This window comes from Clostridium senegalense, from assembly GCF_018916625.1.
Classification (GTDB): domain Bacteria; phylum Bacillota; class Clostridia; order Clostridiales; family Clostridiaceae; genus Clostridium_J; species Clostridium_J senegalense.
Map to the genome: position 1 here is coordinate 858,941 of NZ_JAHLNC010000001.1, position 18,898 is coordinate 877,838.

General features: G+C 25.8%; 14 protein-coding genes. 1 reads left to right on the plus strand and 13 read right to left on the minus strand.

The features are described 5' to 3' along the window. Positions 1-57 precede the first annotated feature (57 nt). From KQI36_RS04090 to KQI36_RS04135, 10 genes are all read right to left on the minus strand, one after another. Positions 58-210: a hypothetical protein gene (locus tag KQI36_RS04090; RefSeq protein ID WP_010293208.1), complete on the minus strand. Its 153-nt coding sequence runs from the start codon at positions 208-210 to the stop codon at positions 58-60. Between the two features lie 220 nt (positions 211-430). Then, positions 431-997, minus strand: coding sequence for a TetR/AcrR family transcriptional regulator (locus KQI36_RS04095; RefSeq protein ID WP_216449700.1), 567 nt, complete (start codon positions 995-997; stop codon positions 431-433). Positions 998-1,706: 709 nt separating this feature from the next. Then, positions 1,707-2,120 carry a MarR family winged helix-turn-helix transcriptional regulator gene (locus KQI36_RS04100; protein ID WP_216449701.1) on the minus strand — a complete coding sequence of 138 codons (414 nt, stop codon included), beginning with the start codon at positions 2,118-2,120 and terminating at the stop codon, positions 1,707-1,709. A gap of 468 nt (positions 2,121-2,588) precedes the next feature. Continuing rightward, positions 2,589-3,329 carry a Bax inhibitor-1/YccA family protein gene (locus tag KQI36_RS04105; protein ID WP_216449702.1) on the minus strand — a complete coding sequence of 247 codons (741 nt, stop codon included), beginning with the start codon at positions 3,327-3,329 and terminating at the stop codon, positions 2,589-2,591. A 220-nt stretch (positions 3,330-3,549) separates the two neighbouring features. Next, positions 3,550-4,926, minus strand: coding sequence for a GTP pyrophosphokinase (locus KQI36_RS04110; RefSeq protein WP_061994660.1), 1,377 nt, complete (start codon positions 4,924-4,926; stop codon positions 3,550-3,552). A 180-nt stretch (positions 4,927-5,106) separates the two neighbouring features. Beyond that, positions 5,107-6,324, minus strand: a complete 1,218-nt coding sequence (locus tag KQI36_RS04115) for an ABC transporter permease subunit (RefSeq protein ID WP_216449703.1) — start codon at positions 6,322-6,324, stop codon at positions 5,107-5,109. A gap of 13 nt (positions 6,325-6,337) precedes the next feature. After that, entirely contained in the window at positions 6,338-7,531 is a 1,194-nt protein-coding gene (locus KQI36_RS04120; RefSeq protein ID WP_061994662.1) for an ABC transporter permease subunit, read from the minus strand. Between the two features lies 1 nt (position 7,532). Continuing rightward, positions 7,533-8,447, minus strand: a complete 915-nt coding sequence (locus tag KQI36_RS04125; RefSeq protein WP_216449704.1) for an ABC transporter ATP-binding protein — start codon at positions 8,445-8,447, stop codon at positions 7,533-7,535. Between the two features lie 560 nt (positions 8,448-9,007). Further along, positions 9,008-10,387, minus strand: a complete 1,380-nt coding sequence (locus KQI36_RS04130; RefSeq protein ID WP_216449705.1) for an MATE family efflux transporter — start codon at positions 10,385-10,387, stop codon at positions 9,008-9,010. A 786-nt stretch (positions 10,388-11,173) separates the two neighbouring features. Continuing rightward, the gene (locus tag KQI36_RS04135) at positions 11,174-12,061 is read right to left on the minus strand and encodes a LysR family transcriptional regulator (RefSeq protein ID WP_216449706.1); all 888 of its coding nucleotides are present in this window, start codon (positions 12,059-12,061) and stop codon (positions 11,174-11,176) included. Positions 12,062-12,186: 125 nt separating this feature from the next. On the opposite strand from KQI36_RS04135, the gene KQI36_RS04140 reads away from it, so the two are divergent. After that, complete coding sequence (locus KQI36_RS04140) at positions 12,187-13,377, plus strand: coenzyme F420-0:L-glutamate ligase (RefSeq protein WP_061994671.1); 1,191 nt, start codon at positions 12,187-12,189, stop codon at positions 13,375-13,377. Between the two features lie 25 nt (positions 13,378-13,402). Here KQI36_RS04140 and KQI36_RS04145 read toward each other — a convergent pair whose 3' ends face one another. Genes KQI36_RS04145 through KQI36_RS04155 form a run of 3 tightly spaced genes read right to left on the minus strand, consistent with a single transcriptional unit; the run spans position 13,403 to position 18,882 of the window. Further along, entirely contained in the window at positions 13,403-16,165 is a 2,763-nt protein-coding gene (locus KQI36_RS04145; RefSeq protein WP_216449707.1) for a VWA domain-containing protein, read from the minus strand. 39 nt (positions 16,166-16,204) lie between these two features. Then, a complete protein-coding gene (locus KQI36_RS04150; protein ID WP_216449708.1) occupies positions 16,205-18,016 on the minus strand; it encodes a vWA domain-containing protein in 1,812 nt (603 codons plus the stop codon). After that, positions 18,013-18,882: a DUF58 domain-containing protein gene (locus KQI36_RS04155; protein ID WP_216449709.1), complete on the minus strand. Its 870-nt coding sequence runs from the start codon at positions 18,880-18,882 to the stop codon at positions 18,013-18,015. Before KQI36_RS04155 ends, KQI36_RS04150 begins: the two co-directional genes overlap by 4 nt. Positions 18,883-18,898: the final 16 nt, after the last annotated feature.

The following is an 18,898-nucleotide window of genomic DNA, read 5'->3' on the forward strand; positions in this document are numbered from 1 at the left end:
TCTAAATTTTAGCAAAATAAAAAACTGCCTTAATTAAAAAGCAGTTCTTTTTTTATGTTATTTTCTCATTTTTTGTTGTTCTCTTTGAATATCTTGTTGTGATAATCCTGTAGCCTCCATTACCTCTGTAATGCCCATATCTTGTTCTAAAAGATTTCTAGCTTTCTTTAGTAGTTTTTGTTGTTCTCCTTTATGCATTTTTTTACCCATAAATTACAAACTCCCTTCTAAATATGTTTAATTGTCTATTATATATATAAATTTTAGACAAATCTAAAATCATTAAGAACTAATCTAGATTATGAACTTAATCATCTACCAATTAACACTACATTTTTATTATATCCTATAGACATTAAACTTATTCATAAAAACAACATCTTTTATCTATAAAAGGAAACTTGTAATTTAATTAACTTATTATATAATATTATACTACTAAGGATAATATTAAAGATTTTATAAATTTAAGATTTTCACATTTTTTTTCTGGATACATAGCAAGGCATTTAGTAATTTGCAGTATTAATGTATATCCTAATCTTTCATTTACATCTTCAATGTTGTTAAAACAAGCTTTTTTAGTTAAAGGCTCAAATATTTGTTTAATATTACAAATAATTGTATCATTTATATTCATCATATCTTTTGCCTTATTGCTATTAAATATATATTTTTGTTGTATATAAAAACCTAAGCCTTTTCTATTTTCAATATCATCGTATAATATTTCAATTTGTACTTCTAATCTTTCTTTATCAGTTAAATTCTCCATTTTACTTTCTTCTATTTTCTTAAAAGTTTCTTTCCATGACTTATCTAATATATCCATAAACAATTCCATTTTACTACTATAATAATTATAAAATGTTCCTACTGCCATACCACATTCTTTTGCAATAAGCTTTATATCTACTCCATCATACCCTTTTTCTGAAAATAGTCTAAAAGTCTTTTTTCGTATAATTTCATCTAAATTTTTAATAATTTTTGGCATAGTATCTCCTCTTTTACTTTAAAATACGCTTTTTAAAAATAATATGTATTTGGACAACTAATTAAAATTAATATTTTTTTAATAATCAGCAGATTATTTTAGTTAAAAGTTAATAGTTGTGGTGATTATTACTCACTATATTCTTAATAAAACTAAACATACTTTTTTAAGACCAGCTTTGATTGTTCTAGGTTTAATTTATATCTTTTCAATTTTATTTTAAAAATAACTTAAGGAAAATAAATTTCGACAATTCTGCTCTTCTTGTTACAGTTGTAAACTTTGGATATAACTTCAGTTAACTTTATATCCAAAATTCAAGATTTAATTTATATATATATTCAAAGAAACTGATTCTCAGTTTCATCCATTACTTTTAACTCCTAGCTCTTAACTTTTAACTAACTATAGTTATTTTTCTTAACTGATAACAAAATTTTTATGAATAAATTTAAATATGATCTTATTTCCCTATATAAGATTTCATAAGATTATAATAGTAGTAAATGAATATAACTTTCCCATTTTCACTACAAGTATATTGCTTAGATATATAATAGTCAACTTAAGAAAAACAATAATTATTGCATTTAAAAGTTATATATTAATATGTACTTAAAATATTGTTATATATTAATTATTTGCTTAAATTTAAATAAAAAAATGCATCAAAATAAAACTAAATTTTATTCTAATACATTACAGATTACTAACTTAAGTTTTTAACTATTTTAAATAATACTGATTGAAATATTTCTTTTTCATCTTGTTTTATATTTAGAAAACACTGCTTATCGAATTCTTCAAATAAATTAAAAATTTCATTCTTTATAGAATGAGCTTTCTCTGTAAGAAATATTCTACTAACTCTTAAATCTTCACTATCTATTTTTTTAACTATAAAGCCTGACTTCTCCATTCTATTTACCATTTTAGTCATTGTTGCCGGAGTAACTGAAAGCTTCTCACATAACTCTTTTTGTCTTACTCCTTCATTTTTATATAAAACCATTATAAGAGACGGCTGTCCTCTATATAAACCTAATTTAATTAATTCTTCATCTAATTTTTTAAAAGTTTTATTAGCAACTCTTAAATACTCCGATATTAAATTTTCTTCCATAATTTTATTCCTCCACTTTAATTAGTCAACTAAATTGTACTTTAGATAACTTATAAATTTAATACAACTTTCATATATTGAAACAGATTCTAATCTAATTTCATTCTTTAGGAATTAAAATCTTCTGCATATAAAATAAAAAATAATTTTATATTCCTATATTATATGATATCTTTTAACAAACAAATATTCAAATATATTTTTTGTAAACTTTTTTTATTAATATTAAATTTAATTTAAATATTTTAAACTTTTTTAATTTTTTCTTCATCATACTTTAATTTAATGTAATTTTAACCAAAACATTTTTATTATCTTAATTTATAATTTAAAATATAATATAAAGTTTTAAATTGGCTTTTAAAATTATTTACTTCAAACCTTAGATATTTAAAAAGTAATATATGCTCATAAACCTTTTAGAATTATGTATAAATTTAAATTCAAAATTCCTTCTATATGTGTGTTTTAATCTCTAGAACTCTGAAGTAATTTTGAAATTAACTGAACTATTTCTATATATAACCATATAAGTGTTACAAGTAACCCAAAAGCAGAATACCATTCCATATACTTAGGTGCACCGTATTGAACATTTTTTAAGATAAAATCATAATCTAATATTAAACTAAAAGATGCCAGTGTCACTACTAGTACACTAAATCCTATTCCTATAGTTCCACCTCCATATATAGGTAAATAAATTCCAAATATAGATAATATAAATGACAGTATATATAATAAAAAAACTGATGTTATACCTATAGTTACCCCTTTTCTAATTTTTCCAGCTAATGTTGGTGTTCTTCTATATATAAGCAATGTAGCTATGGCCACTGCAAAGGTTAAGCAAGTAGCAGAAAATACTATACCTGGATAATTAGATTCCATCACCATAGAAAAACTCGCTAATAATACCCCTTCAAACATAGCATATAAAATTGATGTTACATTTGCAATTTTGGGTATAAAACTAGTTAATATAGATAATATAAATGCTGCTATAGATGATATAATAAGCAAACTATTGAAATCTGAAGTACCCTCTTTTAATACAGACCAGGTAGTTCCAAAAGAAGTTACTGTTATACCTATTAAAATTAATGATTTAATTATAGTTGAAGAAACTCTCATAGTTTTATTATTGTAACCTGTTTTTGATTTTTCAAATCCACTAGTTATAAAAGGATTAGAGTTTACTCTTTTCATACAATCACTCCTTACTACGATTAATCAAATTAACTTGTAATAATCATTAATAACCCTATCCATTTTCATTATTCTTATTCTTTTAACTTTTAAATATGAAGCTATAAAGCATAAATTTAAAATTCTATATTTGTTTTATATCATAAGATATTTTAACAAATAACACCATAATAATTAATTACGATGTTATTTGCAAAATTTTCTTTATAATGAACTTATACTATTCATCAACTTCTAATAATATTTTATTTAATATCATTTGTTCATATACATCTTTTTCTTTTTCCCATTTTTCAAAACTAATTATATTTTTACATAGCATAAACACCATTTCTTCTATTACATTATTTATTTTACATATATTTTTTTCATATATAAAACTTATAGATGTAGCCTTGCCAAAAGCATTTGCTATTATATTTAACATCTCACATTTTATGTATTCACTTTCCTCTTTAGTAAAATTATCATTTAGTTGACAGAATCCTTCATTATTATAAAATCTATACTCCATATATTGTATAAATCTTTCAAAATCTTCTGCATTACTTCCTAACTCTATTTCAAAAAGAATTTTAAAAAATATATTCCAATGAAAATCAATGTTTATAACATTTAATAACTTATTTCCGAATTTCTCACAAAACTTACTTTCAAAATTTATATCTCTATCAAATTCTAACTCTCTACCAAAATCAATATTATTCTTACTTATTTCATTTACTCTAGATAACATATTAATAAGGGTTTGATTATAATCCTGAAAATCTTTTGCATTGCTGCTTCTAAATATATAATTTACAATCACATCAGAAGATGTTTTAAAGTCAACTATAAATCCTATACTATTTTTCATCTGATTAGAGAAAGAATCATATATAATTTTAGATAACATAGTTTCTATTTGTTTTTTTCTTACATCTAAATCTGCAGTATTAGATTTAGCTGAATGATTATATACTACTGCTAATTGATTATCAATCATGCATAAATGTTTTTTTATAGATGTTAATATATTTTTTAGAAACTCATCACCTAACATATAATTTTTATTTTTATATATTACTTTATGTTCAATTTCACCCCAGAACATATTTACAAGAGATTTAATTTGAAGTTCAAATTTATATTTAGCTTTATCATTTTCATATATTCCATCTATTTTATATATTTCAAAACCATTTTTTTGTTTTTGAGGTTGCTCTCCAGCTAAATAAAGTCGTATATTTTTATTTAGTGAATTATAATAATATCCGTCTATATCTCTTTCATTAAATACCTCTCTTAATTTTTCATATATTTTCACTTCATCTTCTATAAATCTACACTCTACCCGTATACCAATTAAATCTTGTAAATTATGTAGTAGATCCTCTGCACATTTATATTTTTTATAATAATTATTTCTTATTATTTTTTCCTCTAAACTAGATTTAGATTTTATTCTCGTTACTAAGTTTATATCTCCATCATTCATAGATTCTAAATGTTTTTTTAAATAATCCTCTATTTCTTCAGAAACATCATTAATCTCTGGTTTAGCTTCTTCTAAAAGCTTTATAGTCTCATCTATGAAATTAAATATTTTAAGCTCCACAACATTTCCTCCATCTTTTTCATAAAAACTTTGTATAAGCATATTTTTATTTTAAATAACTTTTATGTCTTTTGTGTTACTTTTTATTTTCATTTCTAAGACAATATTTTTAACTATAATAAAAATTAAAGGTTACCTCAAAATTAATTATATTTTAAGATAACCTTCCATAATTTAATATTAAATTATATCTTTTTTTACAAAATTAAAGTGAGAAATTAAGTAACATACTATAATCCATGCTGTTAATATAAATAAAGAAAATTTATATGTTATAAGTGGACATATTAATAATCCTGCCCAATTACCTCTTATAACTGATGTAATATCAAAGTACGATGTAAATATAAATGGTAACACTCTATTTAATATATTAGGTAATCCTTGTTCTGATAAAAGTGTAATTTTAACAGTTATGCATAATAATATCAACATAGATATAAAGCTAACTCCTGTTGATACTGAACTATTTTTAATAAGTGTAGACATCAAAAAACAAAAGGAAACTGTAGCTGTAATTAAAAATATTTGTAATATTAATGCCTTTATAGTAAATTCCCAAGTAGTAACTAAATAACTACTTCCAATTACTGCTGAAATTGATTGTCCTGTATTTTCTACAAGCGCCATATCCATTTTATACTTTGTTCCTACAGCTATAGGTGCTGATGGATCTCCAAAACCCAATATTAATCCTAAAAAAATAAATGCCATAAATTCTAAAATTAAGACTATACCATTAGACATAAATACCACTGTTAAAAACTTTGAAATTAATACTTTACCTCTTGAAACTGGCTTTGTTAAAAGCATCTTTATAGTAGCAGGATCATTTTCTCCTGAAATAATATCTGATGCTAAAATTCCTATTATTACTATTATAAATAATCTATCTATAGTTTTTAAAAGACTTGGTAATGCAATAAATGCTGTACCATCACTATTATAATCATATTCTAAATCATTATCTAAATAGTATTGCTTTTCAGAAATTTCATCATTTAACTTTTGAATTTCTGTATCTAAACTAGGTGTAGCCCCCTCCCCTTTTCTTTTATTCAAAAACTCTATCTCTTTTTTCAGCCTATCTTTACATGGAATACTATTATCTAATAATTCTTCCTTAATAGCTAACTCATTTTTATCTTCTTCTACCCAAATACCATATCTCTCAGCCTGTATAATCTGATTATTTTCCAATGCATATTTTTTCTTTTCTTCATAATAATTAATTGACTCTTTAAGCCTTTCAGCTCGTTTTTTAGGCAGTTCATAACCAATATTTTTATACGCTCCAAATGTTGCAAGTGCAACTAAGCCAAAAGTCATTGATAAAACCACAATAAATCTTTTTTTACTTATCATTTTTTTTATTTCATTTCTAATTAAACTCCACACCCTATCACCTTCTTTATATTAATACATCCCTCTTATTAAATATCTTTGATGAAATAAAGTAACAAACAATACTCCAAATTAACATAATAACTATTCCTAAAGGAATACTAAATATTGTACTATTCAAACTCATTACTAAATTTCCTTTAATAATATCCGTACCACAACTATATGTTGTAAACAATATAGGATATAGTTTATTTAAAAATTTTAAAGGCAATATATAAGTTATTAATGATATGAGCATTAATATCCCTAAATTAATAGTTAAAGAAGTAATGCTATTTGTAAAAATAGTTGAAATGAACATAACAAAACTTACACATGTTATTATAAATATAAATTGCATAAATAGATTTAGCAGTATTAATTTCCAAGCAGAAATAATATATGAACTTCCAATTACAGCAGAAATGTTATTTATATATAAATTATTATTAGAAGCCTTCACATATTTTGTCCCAACAATTATAGGATAAGATGGATTACCAAAATTAAAAATTAAACTTATAATAATAAATGTAATAAACTCCATAAGACATATAGTTATTGTAACAATACATATATTACTTAAAAATTTAGAACAAAATATTTTTCGGCGTGATACCGGCTTTGTTAAAAGTGCTTTAATCGTTGAAAATGTATATTCACTTGCTATAATATCACTGCAAAGAAAAGCAATTAAAATTGGTAGAATCATTTTATTTATAAAATCAAATATTCCTGTTATATCTTCAAACGCATATATTTTATACTCCTTATTTGGTTCAATATCATTATCTAAAAGATAATTGTAATATTGTAATTCAGCATTACACTTCTCAATTTCAACAGAGTCTAAATTTTCTGACAATTCTCCTTTTTCATTTTCCAAGTTCTCAATTTTATTTTTCATAGTATTTTTCCAATTTTCATCTGGATTTGCTATATTATCTTTTAACATTTTAATCTCTTCATCTAATCTTTTCATTTGTATGTCTATATCTTTCTTTTTTTCTTTTGACAATGATTCACTTTTTGCTTCAGCCTTTAATTCAATAAGTACACTCTCTTTTTTCTTTAATTGTTCACTTGGGGTTTTTCCAAAACTGCTACTATACATATAGATAAGTTTAAAAACTATTAATAGTACTAAAGCTAATAAAAAAATATATAGCTTTTTATTATGAATTAGCTTTATGATTTCATTCTTTATGCAATTTATCAAATTACTCCTCCCCCTCCATGATTTCCATAAACCTATTTTCTAGATTTTGATGTGCCTTGTTTATTTCTTCTATGGGAATATTTCTTTTAGCAAATGCCTCAATAAGCTTAGGGAATGTACCTTTTTTACAATAAAATAATAACTTTTCCCCTTCCTCCTCAACATGTTTTACAAAATAAAGATTGAAAAGTAACTCTTTACCTTTCTCTTTTTCAGGGGTTATTAAGCATATTCTTTCATCAGTACTATTTTTCACAAGGTTTTCAGTAAGTTCAATAGATTTTATTGTCCCATTATTTATAAATGCAACTCTATCACAAAGCAATTCTATTTCAGAAAGTATGTGTGAAGATATAAATACAGCAGTATTATTTTCTTTAACTAACTTCTTTATAATATTTCTAAACTCTACTATCCCTGATGGATCCAATCCATTTGTAGGTTCATCTAAAATTAATAGTTTAGGATTTCCTAATAAAGCTTGCCCTAGCCCTAATCTTTGTTTCATTCCTAAAGAATACTTTTTAACCTTATCATCTATTCTTTCATTTAAACCTATAAAATCAATTACTTCCTGTATTTTATCCTCTGTAATATCACCGTACATCCTTGCGAACAGCCTTAAATTTTGTCTTCCAGTTAAATCTAAATAAAGTTCAGGGTTTTCTACAATACATCCAACACTTCTAATAGCTTTTACAAAATCCTTTTGTATATCATATCCATTTATCTTTATAGTTCCTTTATTAGGTTTAATTAGTCCAACTAACATTCTTATAGTAGTAGTTTTTCCTGCTCCATTTGATCCTAAAAAGCCAAAGACTTCTCCTTCTTTAACTTCAAAGCTAATTCCTTTTATTATTGGTCGTTTAGATAACTCCTTATATACATCTTTTACCTCTAATATATTTGCCATAATCCCCATCTCCCCTAACAGTAGATTTTTTAATTTAATTACAGATAAATTTAATTTTCATATACTTAATTCTTATTTATATTAGTTACTTAGTATGACATTAGTTAAATTATAAGTATTATTTTTTATGTAAAATGTAGTGTTGAATTTTAAGCAATTCGGAGCATGTGTCATTATTTTAGATATTCAAATTTTGAAATGGATAATTTTAAAAGTCAACTTAGAACCCTATATATAAATGCTTTTAATATATTTAGTCCCAATTTAAGAAAATGCAATATTGCCTATTTATTTTTAATTATACCATAATTTTCCTAAGAGTTTTAAATTATGTTTTTAAAGATCTTTAATCTTGCCAATTTGTATGTGGTTTATTTTCAATTTTAAAATTGTTTAAAATGTAAGTTTTATGTAATCTTTTTATATTTAAAATTATAATTTAAAGCTGCTCCTAACATTATGCTAGAAGCAGCTTTCTTATATTTTAAACTTCAATATTAATATAAAATTTAATTCTAAAGTTATCCATTTATAAGCTGATAATAAATAAACTTATTTCCCTATATAGAAGCTTCTTTCCCTATATCTTTAACCATATTATGAATCCATTTTCCTGATTTAAATCTTTTCATCATTATCACCACTTTAATAGCTTCCTCTACAAAAGTTAAAAGTACAACTAAATATACTGGTAAACAAATTATAAAAGCTCCTACATAAGCAAGTGGTATACCAATACACCATAGAGTTATCACCTGAACTAATGAACCGAAAGTGGAATCGCCACCACCTCTTAAAACACCTACTATCATTACAGCATTATACACTTTAACTATAAGTACTGCTGCATAAATATATAATATATATAAAGAGTCTAACTTTACAGTTTCTGAAACATTAAATATAGATAATATCCACCTTGAAGATAATGCTAATACTAAGGATAAAATTATAGAAACCATTATAGCTAATTTAGAAATTCTTTGTGCATATATTTTTCCTACTTCTTCTCTGTTTGCACCTATTTCATTTCCGACTATAACTACTGCTGCATTAGCTAGTCCGAATGTAACTATCATAAATAAATTCATTACTGTTGAACATATTTGTATAGAAGCTGCTGCCCCTGTACCTATCCTTCCGTATATAGCTACATATGTTACACTTCCAAGACCCCAACATGCTTCATTAAGAACTATTGGTATAGTAACTTTATATAATCCATTTAACACATACTTTTCTATGTTGATAAACTCTTTTATTTTGGCATTTAAAATCTCATTTTTTGAATAAACAACTATAAGAATTATTAAACATTCTACGATTCTTGCAGTAACTGTAGCTAATGCTGCTCCTTTTACTCCCATAGCCGGCAATCCTAATTTACCAAATATCAAAATGTAGTTTAATATTCCATTAGTTAAAAGTCCTATAAAACTTGCTACCATTGGAAGAACAGTATTTCCTATACTTCTTAAAGCAGCAGCATAATTAAATGTTATAGCTGTAAATAAATAACTTATGATAACTATAACTAAATATTCACTTCCTGTCTTTATAACTCTAGGATCTGTATTAAATATCCCCATTATTTGTTTTGGAAATAATAATCCAATTATACTAAATAGAAATGCAGCTATTATTCCAGATATAAGTCCAATTCCTAATGTCCTTTTTATATTTTTTACATCCTTTTTTCCCCATAATTGAGCTATAAATACACCAGAGCCTGCGCTTATACCAAATACAATTAAACTAAAAAGAAAATAGTATTGATTTGCAATTCCTACTGAAGCTAATTCAATTTCTCCAACAACACCTATCATCATAGTATCAAGCATATTTAGTGATGATGCTATTAAATTTTGCAAAACTATAGGTAATGTTATAATAAAAAGTCTTTTATAAAACTCTTTATCTTCTTTAAAACTTTTTAACATATTTTTTTAATCCCTCCCCTTAATTAAAACTTTTAAATCCACTGTATATATGTATATAAAACTTAAAGTTATCTCCCTATATTTAATTTTATAAACTTATATATCTATATTCCTTCTCATGTCTATTTAATAACATAAAAAAAACATCTACTTTTGAGTTTTTTTACAAAAGTGGATGTTTCAAACACTTCTCATTATTTTAAATACATAAAACTATAGGGAAACAAGCTCCAATTTAAATTTATTCAATAACTTTAAATTATTTTCATACAAGATTCAGCATTGAATTCTAAATGATTCGGATCATGTCTCACTATTTTAGGTATCCAAGTTTTGGAATGGATAATTTTAAGAGTCAACTTGGAACCCTATATACATAAAATTAATAACTTATTTACTATTAAATTTTCACCACTAGGTATGATATATTATTTTTTTGAATTTGTCAACAATTCACTTTTAAATAAATTTTCTTGCAGTTCTATTTTATTGACAATAGCTTAGGTCTATTGAGTATTTATAGCTAATTTACTCATTTTGTGTGAAAATATTTTAATGTTGTTGAATAAATTTTTGCTATCCGTTGAGAAAAATAAGTACAAATATAGTTAGTTGAGAATTACTAGGAACGAAGTGAATAGTAATAACCACAACTGTTAACTATTCATTCTTAACTTTTAACTAAAATACTTTGTTAGTTATTGATAAAATATTAATTTGAGTTTTCTTATTTGATAAATGAATAACTTTAAAATTTAATTTGGAACCCTATACCTATAATCAAATTTATTTTTCTTTACATAGTAGTTCTACAAATTTTTTTGATGCAGGGGATAATGACACGCTTTTCAAAAAACCAAAACCTATATTGCGTTTTGGTATTTGCTCAACAGTTTTAATTTCATATAAAATTTTATTTTCAAGATAGTTAGAAGAAAATTCTTTTACTACACAAGCAATTCCTAAATTAATTTTTGCAAACTCTAATAATAAATCATGTGATCCAAGTTCAATCTCAGCACCAATTTGAACGCCCTTAGAACTTATAAACTTTTCCACATATCTTCTAGAATTTGATTTAGGCTCAAGTAATATAAGTGGTAATTTAACAATATCTTCAAAATTTAATGGTGATGAAGTTAAATTTTTAAATTTTTCTCCACAAACAAAGATGTCGTGCACTTCCATACATTCAATTATTTCTATTGATGAATCTTCTATAGGCAAATTACAAATAGCAATGTCTATATTTCCAGACTTCACCAATGAGCATAATTCTAATGTCGTTCTGTTTATAATCTTTAATTTTACATTGGGATATTGGCTATGGAACTCTTCAAGATATGGTAGTAAAAAATATTTTGATGTAGTATCTCCAACACCTATTTTTAAATCCCCTATCATAAGATTTTTTGAATCTAATAGTTTTTTTTCACCAGCATCAATTAAATTTATAGCTGATATTGCATGTTCATATAATATTTTACCTTCATTGGTAAGAATGACACCCTTAGGAGTCCTTGTAAAAAGTCTTGTATCTAACTCTCTTTCCAACTGCATTATAGATTGACTTACAGCTGGCTGAGTCATATACAATTCCTTAGCTGCTTTTGAAAAACTTTTATTTTTTCCGACCTGACAAAACACCTTATATAAATCTAATTTAGTTATCATATAAGCCTCCCTTATACCCACTATATGTACTATTTATTTTACTTATACCATGAAAATATTGTATATTACAAGTAGAAAGAATAAATTCAATTCAAAATTTTTTTTGAAATTAAGGAGAGGTTAAAGTGGAAAGAGTAGTTGGAACTGTTGTTAGAGGTCTTCGTTGCCCAATTATAAATCAAGGAGATTGTATAGAAGATATCGTTGTTGATAGCGTATTAAAAGCTTCAGAAATAGAAGGATTTAAAATAAATGATAAAGATGTTGTTACTGTAACTGAATCTGTAGTTGCTCGTGCACAAGGAAACTATGCGACAATAGATCAAATCGCAAAAGATGTAAATTCAAAATTTGGTGATGATACAGTTGGAGTAATTTTCCCTATATTAAGCCGTAATCGTTTTGCTATATGTCTTCGTGGTATAGCTAAAGGTGCTAAAAAAATTATTTTAATGTTAAGCTATCCATCTGACGAAGTAGGAAACCACCTTGTTGATATAGATATGCTTGATGAAAAAGGCATAAACCCTTGGAGTGACGTATTAACTGAAAAACAATTCCGTAATTGCTTTGGAGAGGTTAAACACACATTTACTGGAGTTGATTATGTTCAGTACTATAAATCTTTAGTTGAAGAGTATGGCGTTGAATGTGAAGTTATTTTCTCAAACAATCCAAAAACTATCCTAAATTATACAAAGAGTGTTCTTACTTGTGATATACATTCAAGATTTAGAACTAAAAAAATATTAAAAGCTAATGGCGGAGAAAAAATTTATAGCCTTGATAATATATTATCATCATCTGTTGATGGTGGCGGATTTAATGAAAATTATGGTCTTTTAGGATCAAATAAATCTACTGAAAACACAGTTAAGTTATTCCCACGTGACTGTCAACCTGTTGTAGATACTATACAAGCTAAAATCAAAGAGAAAACTGGAAAAACTATTGAAGTTATGGTTTATGGTGATGGTGCTTTCAAAGATCCTGTAGGTAAGATTTGGGAACTAGCTGACCCTGTAGTATCTCCTGCATACACAGCTGGACTTGAAGGAACGCCTAATGAAGTAAAATTAAAATATCTTGCTGATAATAATTTTGCTGATTTAAGAGGAGAAGAACTTAAAAAAGCTATATCTGAATATATTAAAAATAAAGAGGATAATCTTGTAGGTTCTATGGTATCTCAAGGAACTACACCTAGAAGACTTACAGACCTTATAGGATCACTTTCTGATTTAACTTCTGGAAGTGGAGATAAAGGAACTCCTATAGTTTATATACAAGGTTATTTTGACAATTATACAAAATAAAAAAACAGGAATGCATTTTGCATTCCTATTTTTTTATATTTTTTATTAAGGATTTTGTATCTAATACTTTTTCCTCTTTATTTAGTTTTTTCTCATTTTTCATCTTATTTTTTTTCATACTTTCTTGTGATTTTATAGAACTTACATCTGTTTCAGATTTCTTTATAATTGGTGCAATATTATGTGATGTTTTTTTACTCTTTATTTTCATGTGAAACTTAGGCATATACTTTTCAACATAAGTATGCAAGTCCAATCTCCTATAAGCTATGTCTAAAATAAAAATAAACAATGCCACTATTATAAAAAATTCATCCAATTCTCTTTTAGATTTCTTTGTTATATTTTTATTTTCCTTATAAACATCTTTAATATCTGTAATTATAGTTCCATTTACTTCTTCAACTAATTGATCAGTTATATCTAAATTCTTATCCAAAGAAAATTCTGGTGAATAAGAATTAGCATATCCTCCCTTAGCTGTAGAAACAACTTTTCCATCCTCTTCTTCTATGACTTGTATCATATAGTTACCAGTTTCTTTTACATCAATTACGCCAGTATATTCTTTAGATGATTTAGGTGTTAGTAAAATTTCTTTTTTCTCATTTGATGGAGTTATAATAGTTGCCTTAACTTTAGATTTTTCTACATTCGATTCATTTTCCTTTTTAAAGGAAATATTCAGACTTGTACCAACTTTATTTACTTCTATAAAATTTCCACCTTCTGAGAAATTATCCGTTACAAATCCTAATATATTACTCCAAAGATTTTGAAAGTTTTTCCACCCTACATAATTTTTAGACCATTGACCTGTTACATCAGAATTCCACGCAACAGTTTTACCAAGCCCATATTGCCAAGTTGTAAGTATTGGATCATCTTCATCTGATTTTAAACAAACATTTGAAGTTGATTTTGCTGACGCTCCAATATATCCATATAAACTTGGTAGTCCACCTTCTGAAACTCCACTTAATACAGAGCCATTAGAATTTATTACCGGAGTAAACTCTCTATTATTCAAATAATATTTTTGAGCTAGAAAAGTTTCTTTTGCAAAAATTTCTGGTATATCAGTTCCTTGACTTACCTCATAATATCTTCCATTACAACCCTTAGCTATTTCTTGAAGAAGGCCCCTATCTGCACCACCTCCAACTGCTACTGTTGAAATAGTTATGTTATCTTTTTTACACTTTTCTATTAATTCATTATAACCTGTTTTCTCTGCTTCACCATCAGTTAATAATATAATATGTCTAACCTTTGCATCACTGCTTTTTATATTCTCATATCCCTTAGTTAAGCCTGGAATAATACTTGTTCCTCCACCTAGTGTAATAGATGATATATCACTAATTATCTTTTCTTCGTCAGTTATTACTTGCTTTTCTACAACTTCTGAATAGGCATCATCAAAGGTTATTACATTTATTTCATCTTTGTTATTTCTTAAAGATTTTAAACTTCTCATAGCCCCTTCTTTTGCTAAATCCAAGTTACTTACACCACCAACAGTGTCTGACATACTTCCTGATCTATCTATAACTAATGATAAACTCATTTTAGGAACTTCTTTTTTTCCTTTTAATTCCATATTAACCGGAAGAACTTTTTCTAATGGTGTCTCCATATAACCGCCAAGAGCATATGAATTATCTCCACCAAGGGCTATATATCCACCACCAAAATCTTTAACATAACTTTCAATAGAATTTACAAAGCCTTTAGACATATTATCTAATGAAACATTGCAAGTTACCACAGCTTTAAATTCTGTCAGTTTATCTATCGTCTCTGGTGCTACTGATGCATCCATTTTCTTATAGGGCATTTGAAGAGAGTTCAAAATGTTTATAAATTCATCACTTTCACCACTTCTATCTTCTAATACCAATATATTAGGCTTTCCAATAACTTCTGTATAGGCACTAGCTTCATTATTTCTAACTTCACTATCACCATCACATTCTATACTTGCTCTATAATTTTTGAATCCAGAACTTTCTGCCTTATCCTTAAAAACAAAATTATTATCTCCCTTGTTTACATTAACTTCTTGCTTCCCTACCACAGTATTTCCGCTATATAGAGTTATTGTTCCCTTTGTATTAACATTACTTTTTATTTTTAAATCCACATCAAAATTTTGCCCTATGCTTACTTTTTCTGAAACGGTAATTTTATCTATACTTGTGTCATTTATCTCTTTTTTGTTTGCTTTATAAACTTTTAAATCTATCCCCTTTTCTTTTAAAGTAGGAATTAAATTTAATGCTTTTCCATCATTTTCTGCCCCATCTGAAAGTAGAACAATTCTATTTTTGGTATTATTGGGGAATAATGATATAGCATAATTAATAGCACTTTCTATATTTGTATATTCTTTGTTTAATTCTGAAGAAACCTTTGAAAACTTACCGTACCTTGAAATGAAAGTTTCTACTTTAGGTTTTTCACCAAAAGATATTACCCCTATTTTATCCTTCGATGGTTTAATATCAATTGCTTTTGTTACAAACTCATTAAATTCCTTTTCACTACCATATACTGATTGAGAACTATCTATTAAAAATATAGTTGATGTATTTTTAGAAGTTAAGTATAAACTAGTTCCTGTAAGTGCTAAAACAATACATACAATAGCTATACTTCTTGCCGCTATTATAATTATTTTCCTATTTTTATCAATATACTCAAGAGTCTTATATCCATAATAAATAACAAAAGGAACAATAAGTAACAGTATTAAATATATTTTATTTTCAAAACCAAAATTCATTCTTTCACACCCTTCTTTGTAGTTACTAAAATTAAGCTTCTAATTTTTATTATTAGAATTTATTTTGATGTATCCAATCCACTCTAAGCTAATAAAAATTAATGAAGCAATTAATAATGGTGTCATCAAACTAATACCACTTATTGAATTTTCCTTATCTACAATATTAATATCTTTCTTATCCTTGTTTTCTTTTAATACGCTTTCTTCACGTGGAAAATTTACAGAAAATAAACTTTCTATTTCTTTATCCTTAGATTTTTGAATAACCTTGTATATACCTGGATTTGCAGTTTTATTATAGATTACTTCTGCACTCTCATTTGAAAAATTTTCTTCTTTATTATTACTATCTATAATTTTAATATTATCCACATTGTTTAGTATTGAAACTTTAACAGATTCACCACAAGTTATGTCCCTATTTTCTAACATATTATTTCCTGATAAATAATTTATTATATTGTTCATTAATATAGGAAAATTATGTGTTAATGGCATATCACTATCATGGATATTAAACCCCATCACAACAACCTTGTGATTATTTAAAGTTCCTAAAACTCCTGCAACTTTATTATTTATTTCTATAAAACTTTGAAGGTTTCCACTTAATTTTATAGGTGAAAAAGTTGCTAACTGAAAGCTTTCTCCTTCTATATAATCTGTAATAGAAGATTTATTAAATATAGCACTTCCCCCTTCTGTTTGGGGTTCTAAACCTATGAATTTATTTTCATCTTTTAAATTAGTTATTAATATATTTCCATCAGTAGGTAAACTCTCTGGTAATATACCATCATAAATGTATATATCATATCCAGATTTTATTTCTTCTGGATTATTAGTTTTGAAAAGTTCAATATCATTTCTTATTGACATAGCTTTTTCGAAAAATATATTTTTTTCACTTATCATCAAAACTTTCTTTTTATTAGTTTGATTTACTATGTTATAAAAATAATTATCTTCTTTTAAGCCGTCGTCTATATCTATTTCTGCCCTTAATACTGATACACCCTTAGAAATTTTATCAAATTGAACATTATAATTTTCCGTACCTTTTATATTTACCTCTTTAATCTGAAGTAATTTATCATCTCCATATAATGCAATTTCTACATTTTTATTATCTTTTGATGTATTAGTAATTGTTGCAATAGCATCTACTCCTTCATCATCTGATGTTGTTGATAAATTTTGTAGTATTAAATTATCTAAAACCCCATTTAAATTAATTACATCCCCTTTTACTCCTTCAATTTCAATAACATCATCAGTAAAATAATAATAAGCTAAATTCTTTTCATTATTTGCTATAGATTTAATTAAAGAAATAACCTCCTCATTAGACGAAGTTGAGTTGCTTTTTTCTATTGCCTTTATTAAATTTTTTACTTGTTTCTTATCCTTTGATGAAGACAATAATATTTCACTGTTTGGTGATGTAGTTATAAGGGTAACTTCTGCTTTATTTGGAAGAGAATCTACTAATCTTTCTGCTTCCAACTTACTTTCTTCAAGCTTCGTAGAATTTTTTGTTTTATAGTTCATACTTCCACTATTATCAATAACTATAATATTTTTGCTGTATCCACTTAATTTGCTATATATAAAAGGATTCACAAGGGAAAATATTAACGCCAATATTGTTAAAAGTTGAAGAAAAAATAATATATTTGTTCTTAATCTTTCCCAAGGTGTACTTGCCTGTAGATTATCTATAGCTTCATGCCAAAGCATATTGCTTGGAATAATAATCTCTTCATTTTTTCGTTTTAAAATATACATAGCTATAAAAGGAATTAGAAGGGTTAAAAACCATAAATTTATTGGGGATAATAACCTCATAGAACACCCTCCTTTGCAAGTTTTTCAAATATTACTTCTTCTAAGGAGCTATCACTAGAAACCTGGATAAATGTACCACCATATTTCTTACTTACATCCACCAAATTTTTTGTAAAACTTTTTAGTGCTTTTTTATAGTTTTCTATAATTTTTGATGTAACTGTAACTTTAATTTTTTCATTACTTTCACTATCCACTAAGGTAACTTCTCCATTTACCTTAGGCTTTAATTCGTCTTCACTTAAAACATTTATAAGTAGTATTTGTTCATGATTATATTTTAAAAATCTAATACTTTCCTCTATATTTTCTTTATTTAGAAAATCTGAAATTATAATTGTAAGCCCTCTTTTATTAAACTTAAATTTTTTCAAACTTTCTTTTATATTTATAGAGCCTTTAAACTCATATTTTTCCATAAAACCTGTCATTCTTTGAAAAGATGATATTGTTGAAAATCTTTCACTTTTTACACCATCATCTGTCATTAGATTTATATTTACTTTATCCTGATTGTTTAAAGCCAAGTATGCTAAAGCTGCTGAAATTTGTAAAGTTAATTTTTTCTTTTTTATATCACCAGAAGCCATTGAATTACTACAATCTATAAATATATTTATCATTGCTTCTTTTTCCTCAACAAACAACTTTACAAATAGCTTTTCAAATCTTCCATAGGCATTCCAATCAACTCGTCTTATATCATCTCCAACGTTATACTCTCTAAAATCTGAAAACTCAACAGATGTACCCTTTGCTTTTGAACGTCTAACCCCTGAATCACCACTATTGGCTAAAGAAGCAATCTTAATAGACATATTTTCAAGTTTACTAAAAAACTCCTTATCAAATACTTTATCTACCATAAATAACTCCTTATCA

Coding starts and splice junctions, on each gene's coding strand:
- KQI36_RS04090 (WP_010293208.1), bottom strand. CDS start 210: ATGGGTAAAAAAATGCATAAAGGAGAACAACAAAAACTACTAAAGAAA.
- KQI36_RS04095 (WP_216449700.1), bottom strand. CDS start 997: ATGCCAAAAATTATTAAAAATTTAGATGAAATTATACGAAAAAAGACT.
- KQI36_RS04100 (WP_216449701.1), bottom strand. CDS start 2,120: ATGGAAGAAAATTTAATATCGGAGTATTTAAGAGTTGCTAATAAAACT.
- KQI36_RS04105 (WP_216449702.1), bottom strand. CDS start 3,329: ATGAAAAGAGTAAACTCTAATCCTTTTATAACTAGTGGATTTGAAAAA.
- KQI36_RS04125 (WP_216449704.1), bottom strand. CDS start 8,447: ATGGCAAATATATTAGAGGTAAAAGATGTATATAAGGAGTTATCTAAA.
- KQI36_RS04130 (WP_216449705.1), bottom strand. CDS start 10,387: ATGTTAAAAAGTTTTAAAGAAGATAAAGAGTTTTATAAAAGACTTTTT.
- KQI36_RS04135 (WP_216449706.1), bottom strand. CDS start 12,061: ATGATAACTAAATTAGATTTATATAAGGTGTTTTGTCAGGTCGGAAAA.
- KQI36_RS04145 (WP_216449707.1), bottom strand. CDS start 16,165: ATGAATTTTGGTTTTGAAAATAAAATATATTTAATACTGTTACTTATT.
- KQI36_RS04150 (WP_216449708.1), bottom strand. CDS start 18,016: ATGAGGTTATTATCCCCAATAAATTTATGGTTTTTAACCCTTCTAATT.
- KQI36_RS04155 (WP_216449709.1), bottom strand. CDS start 18,882: ATGGTAGATAAAGTATTTGATAAGGAGTTTTTTAGTAAACTTGAAAAT.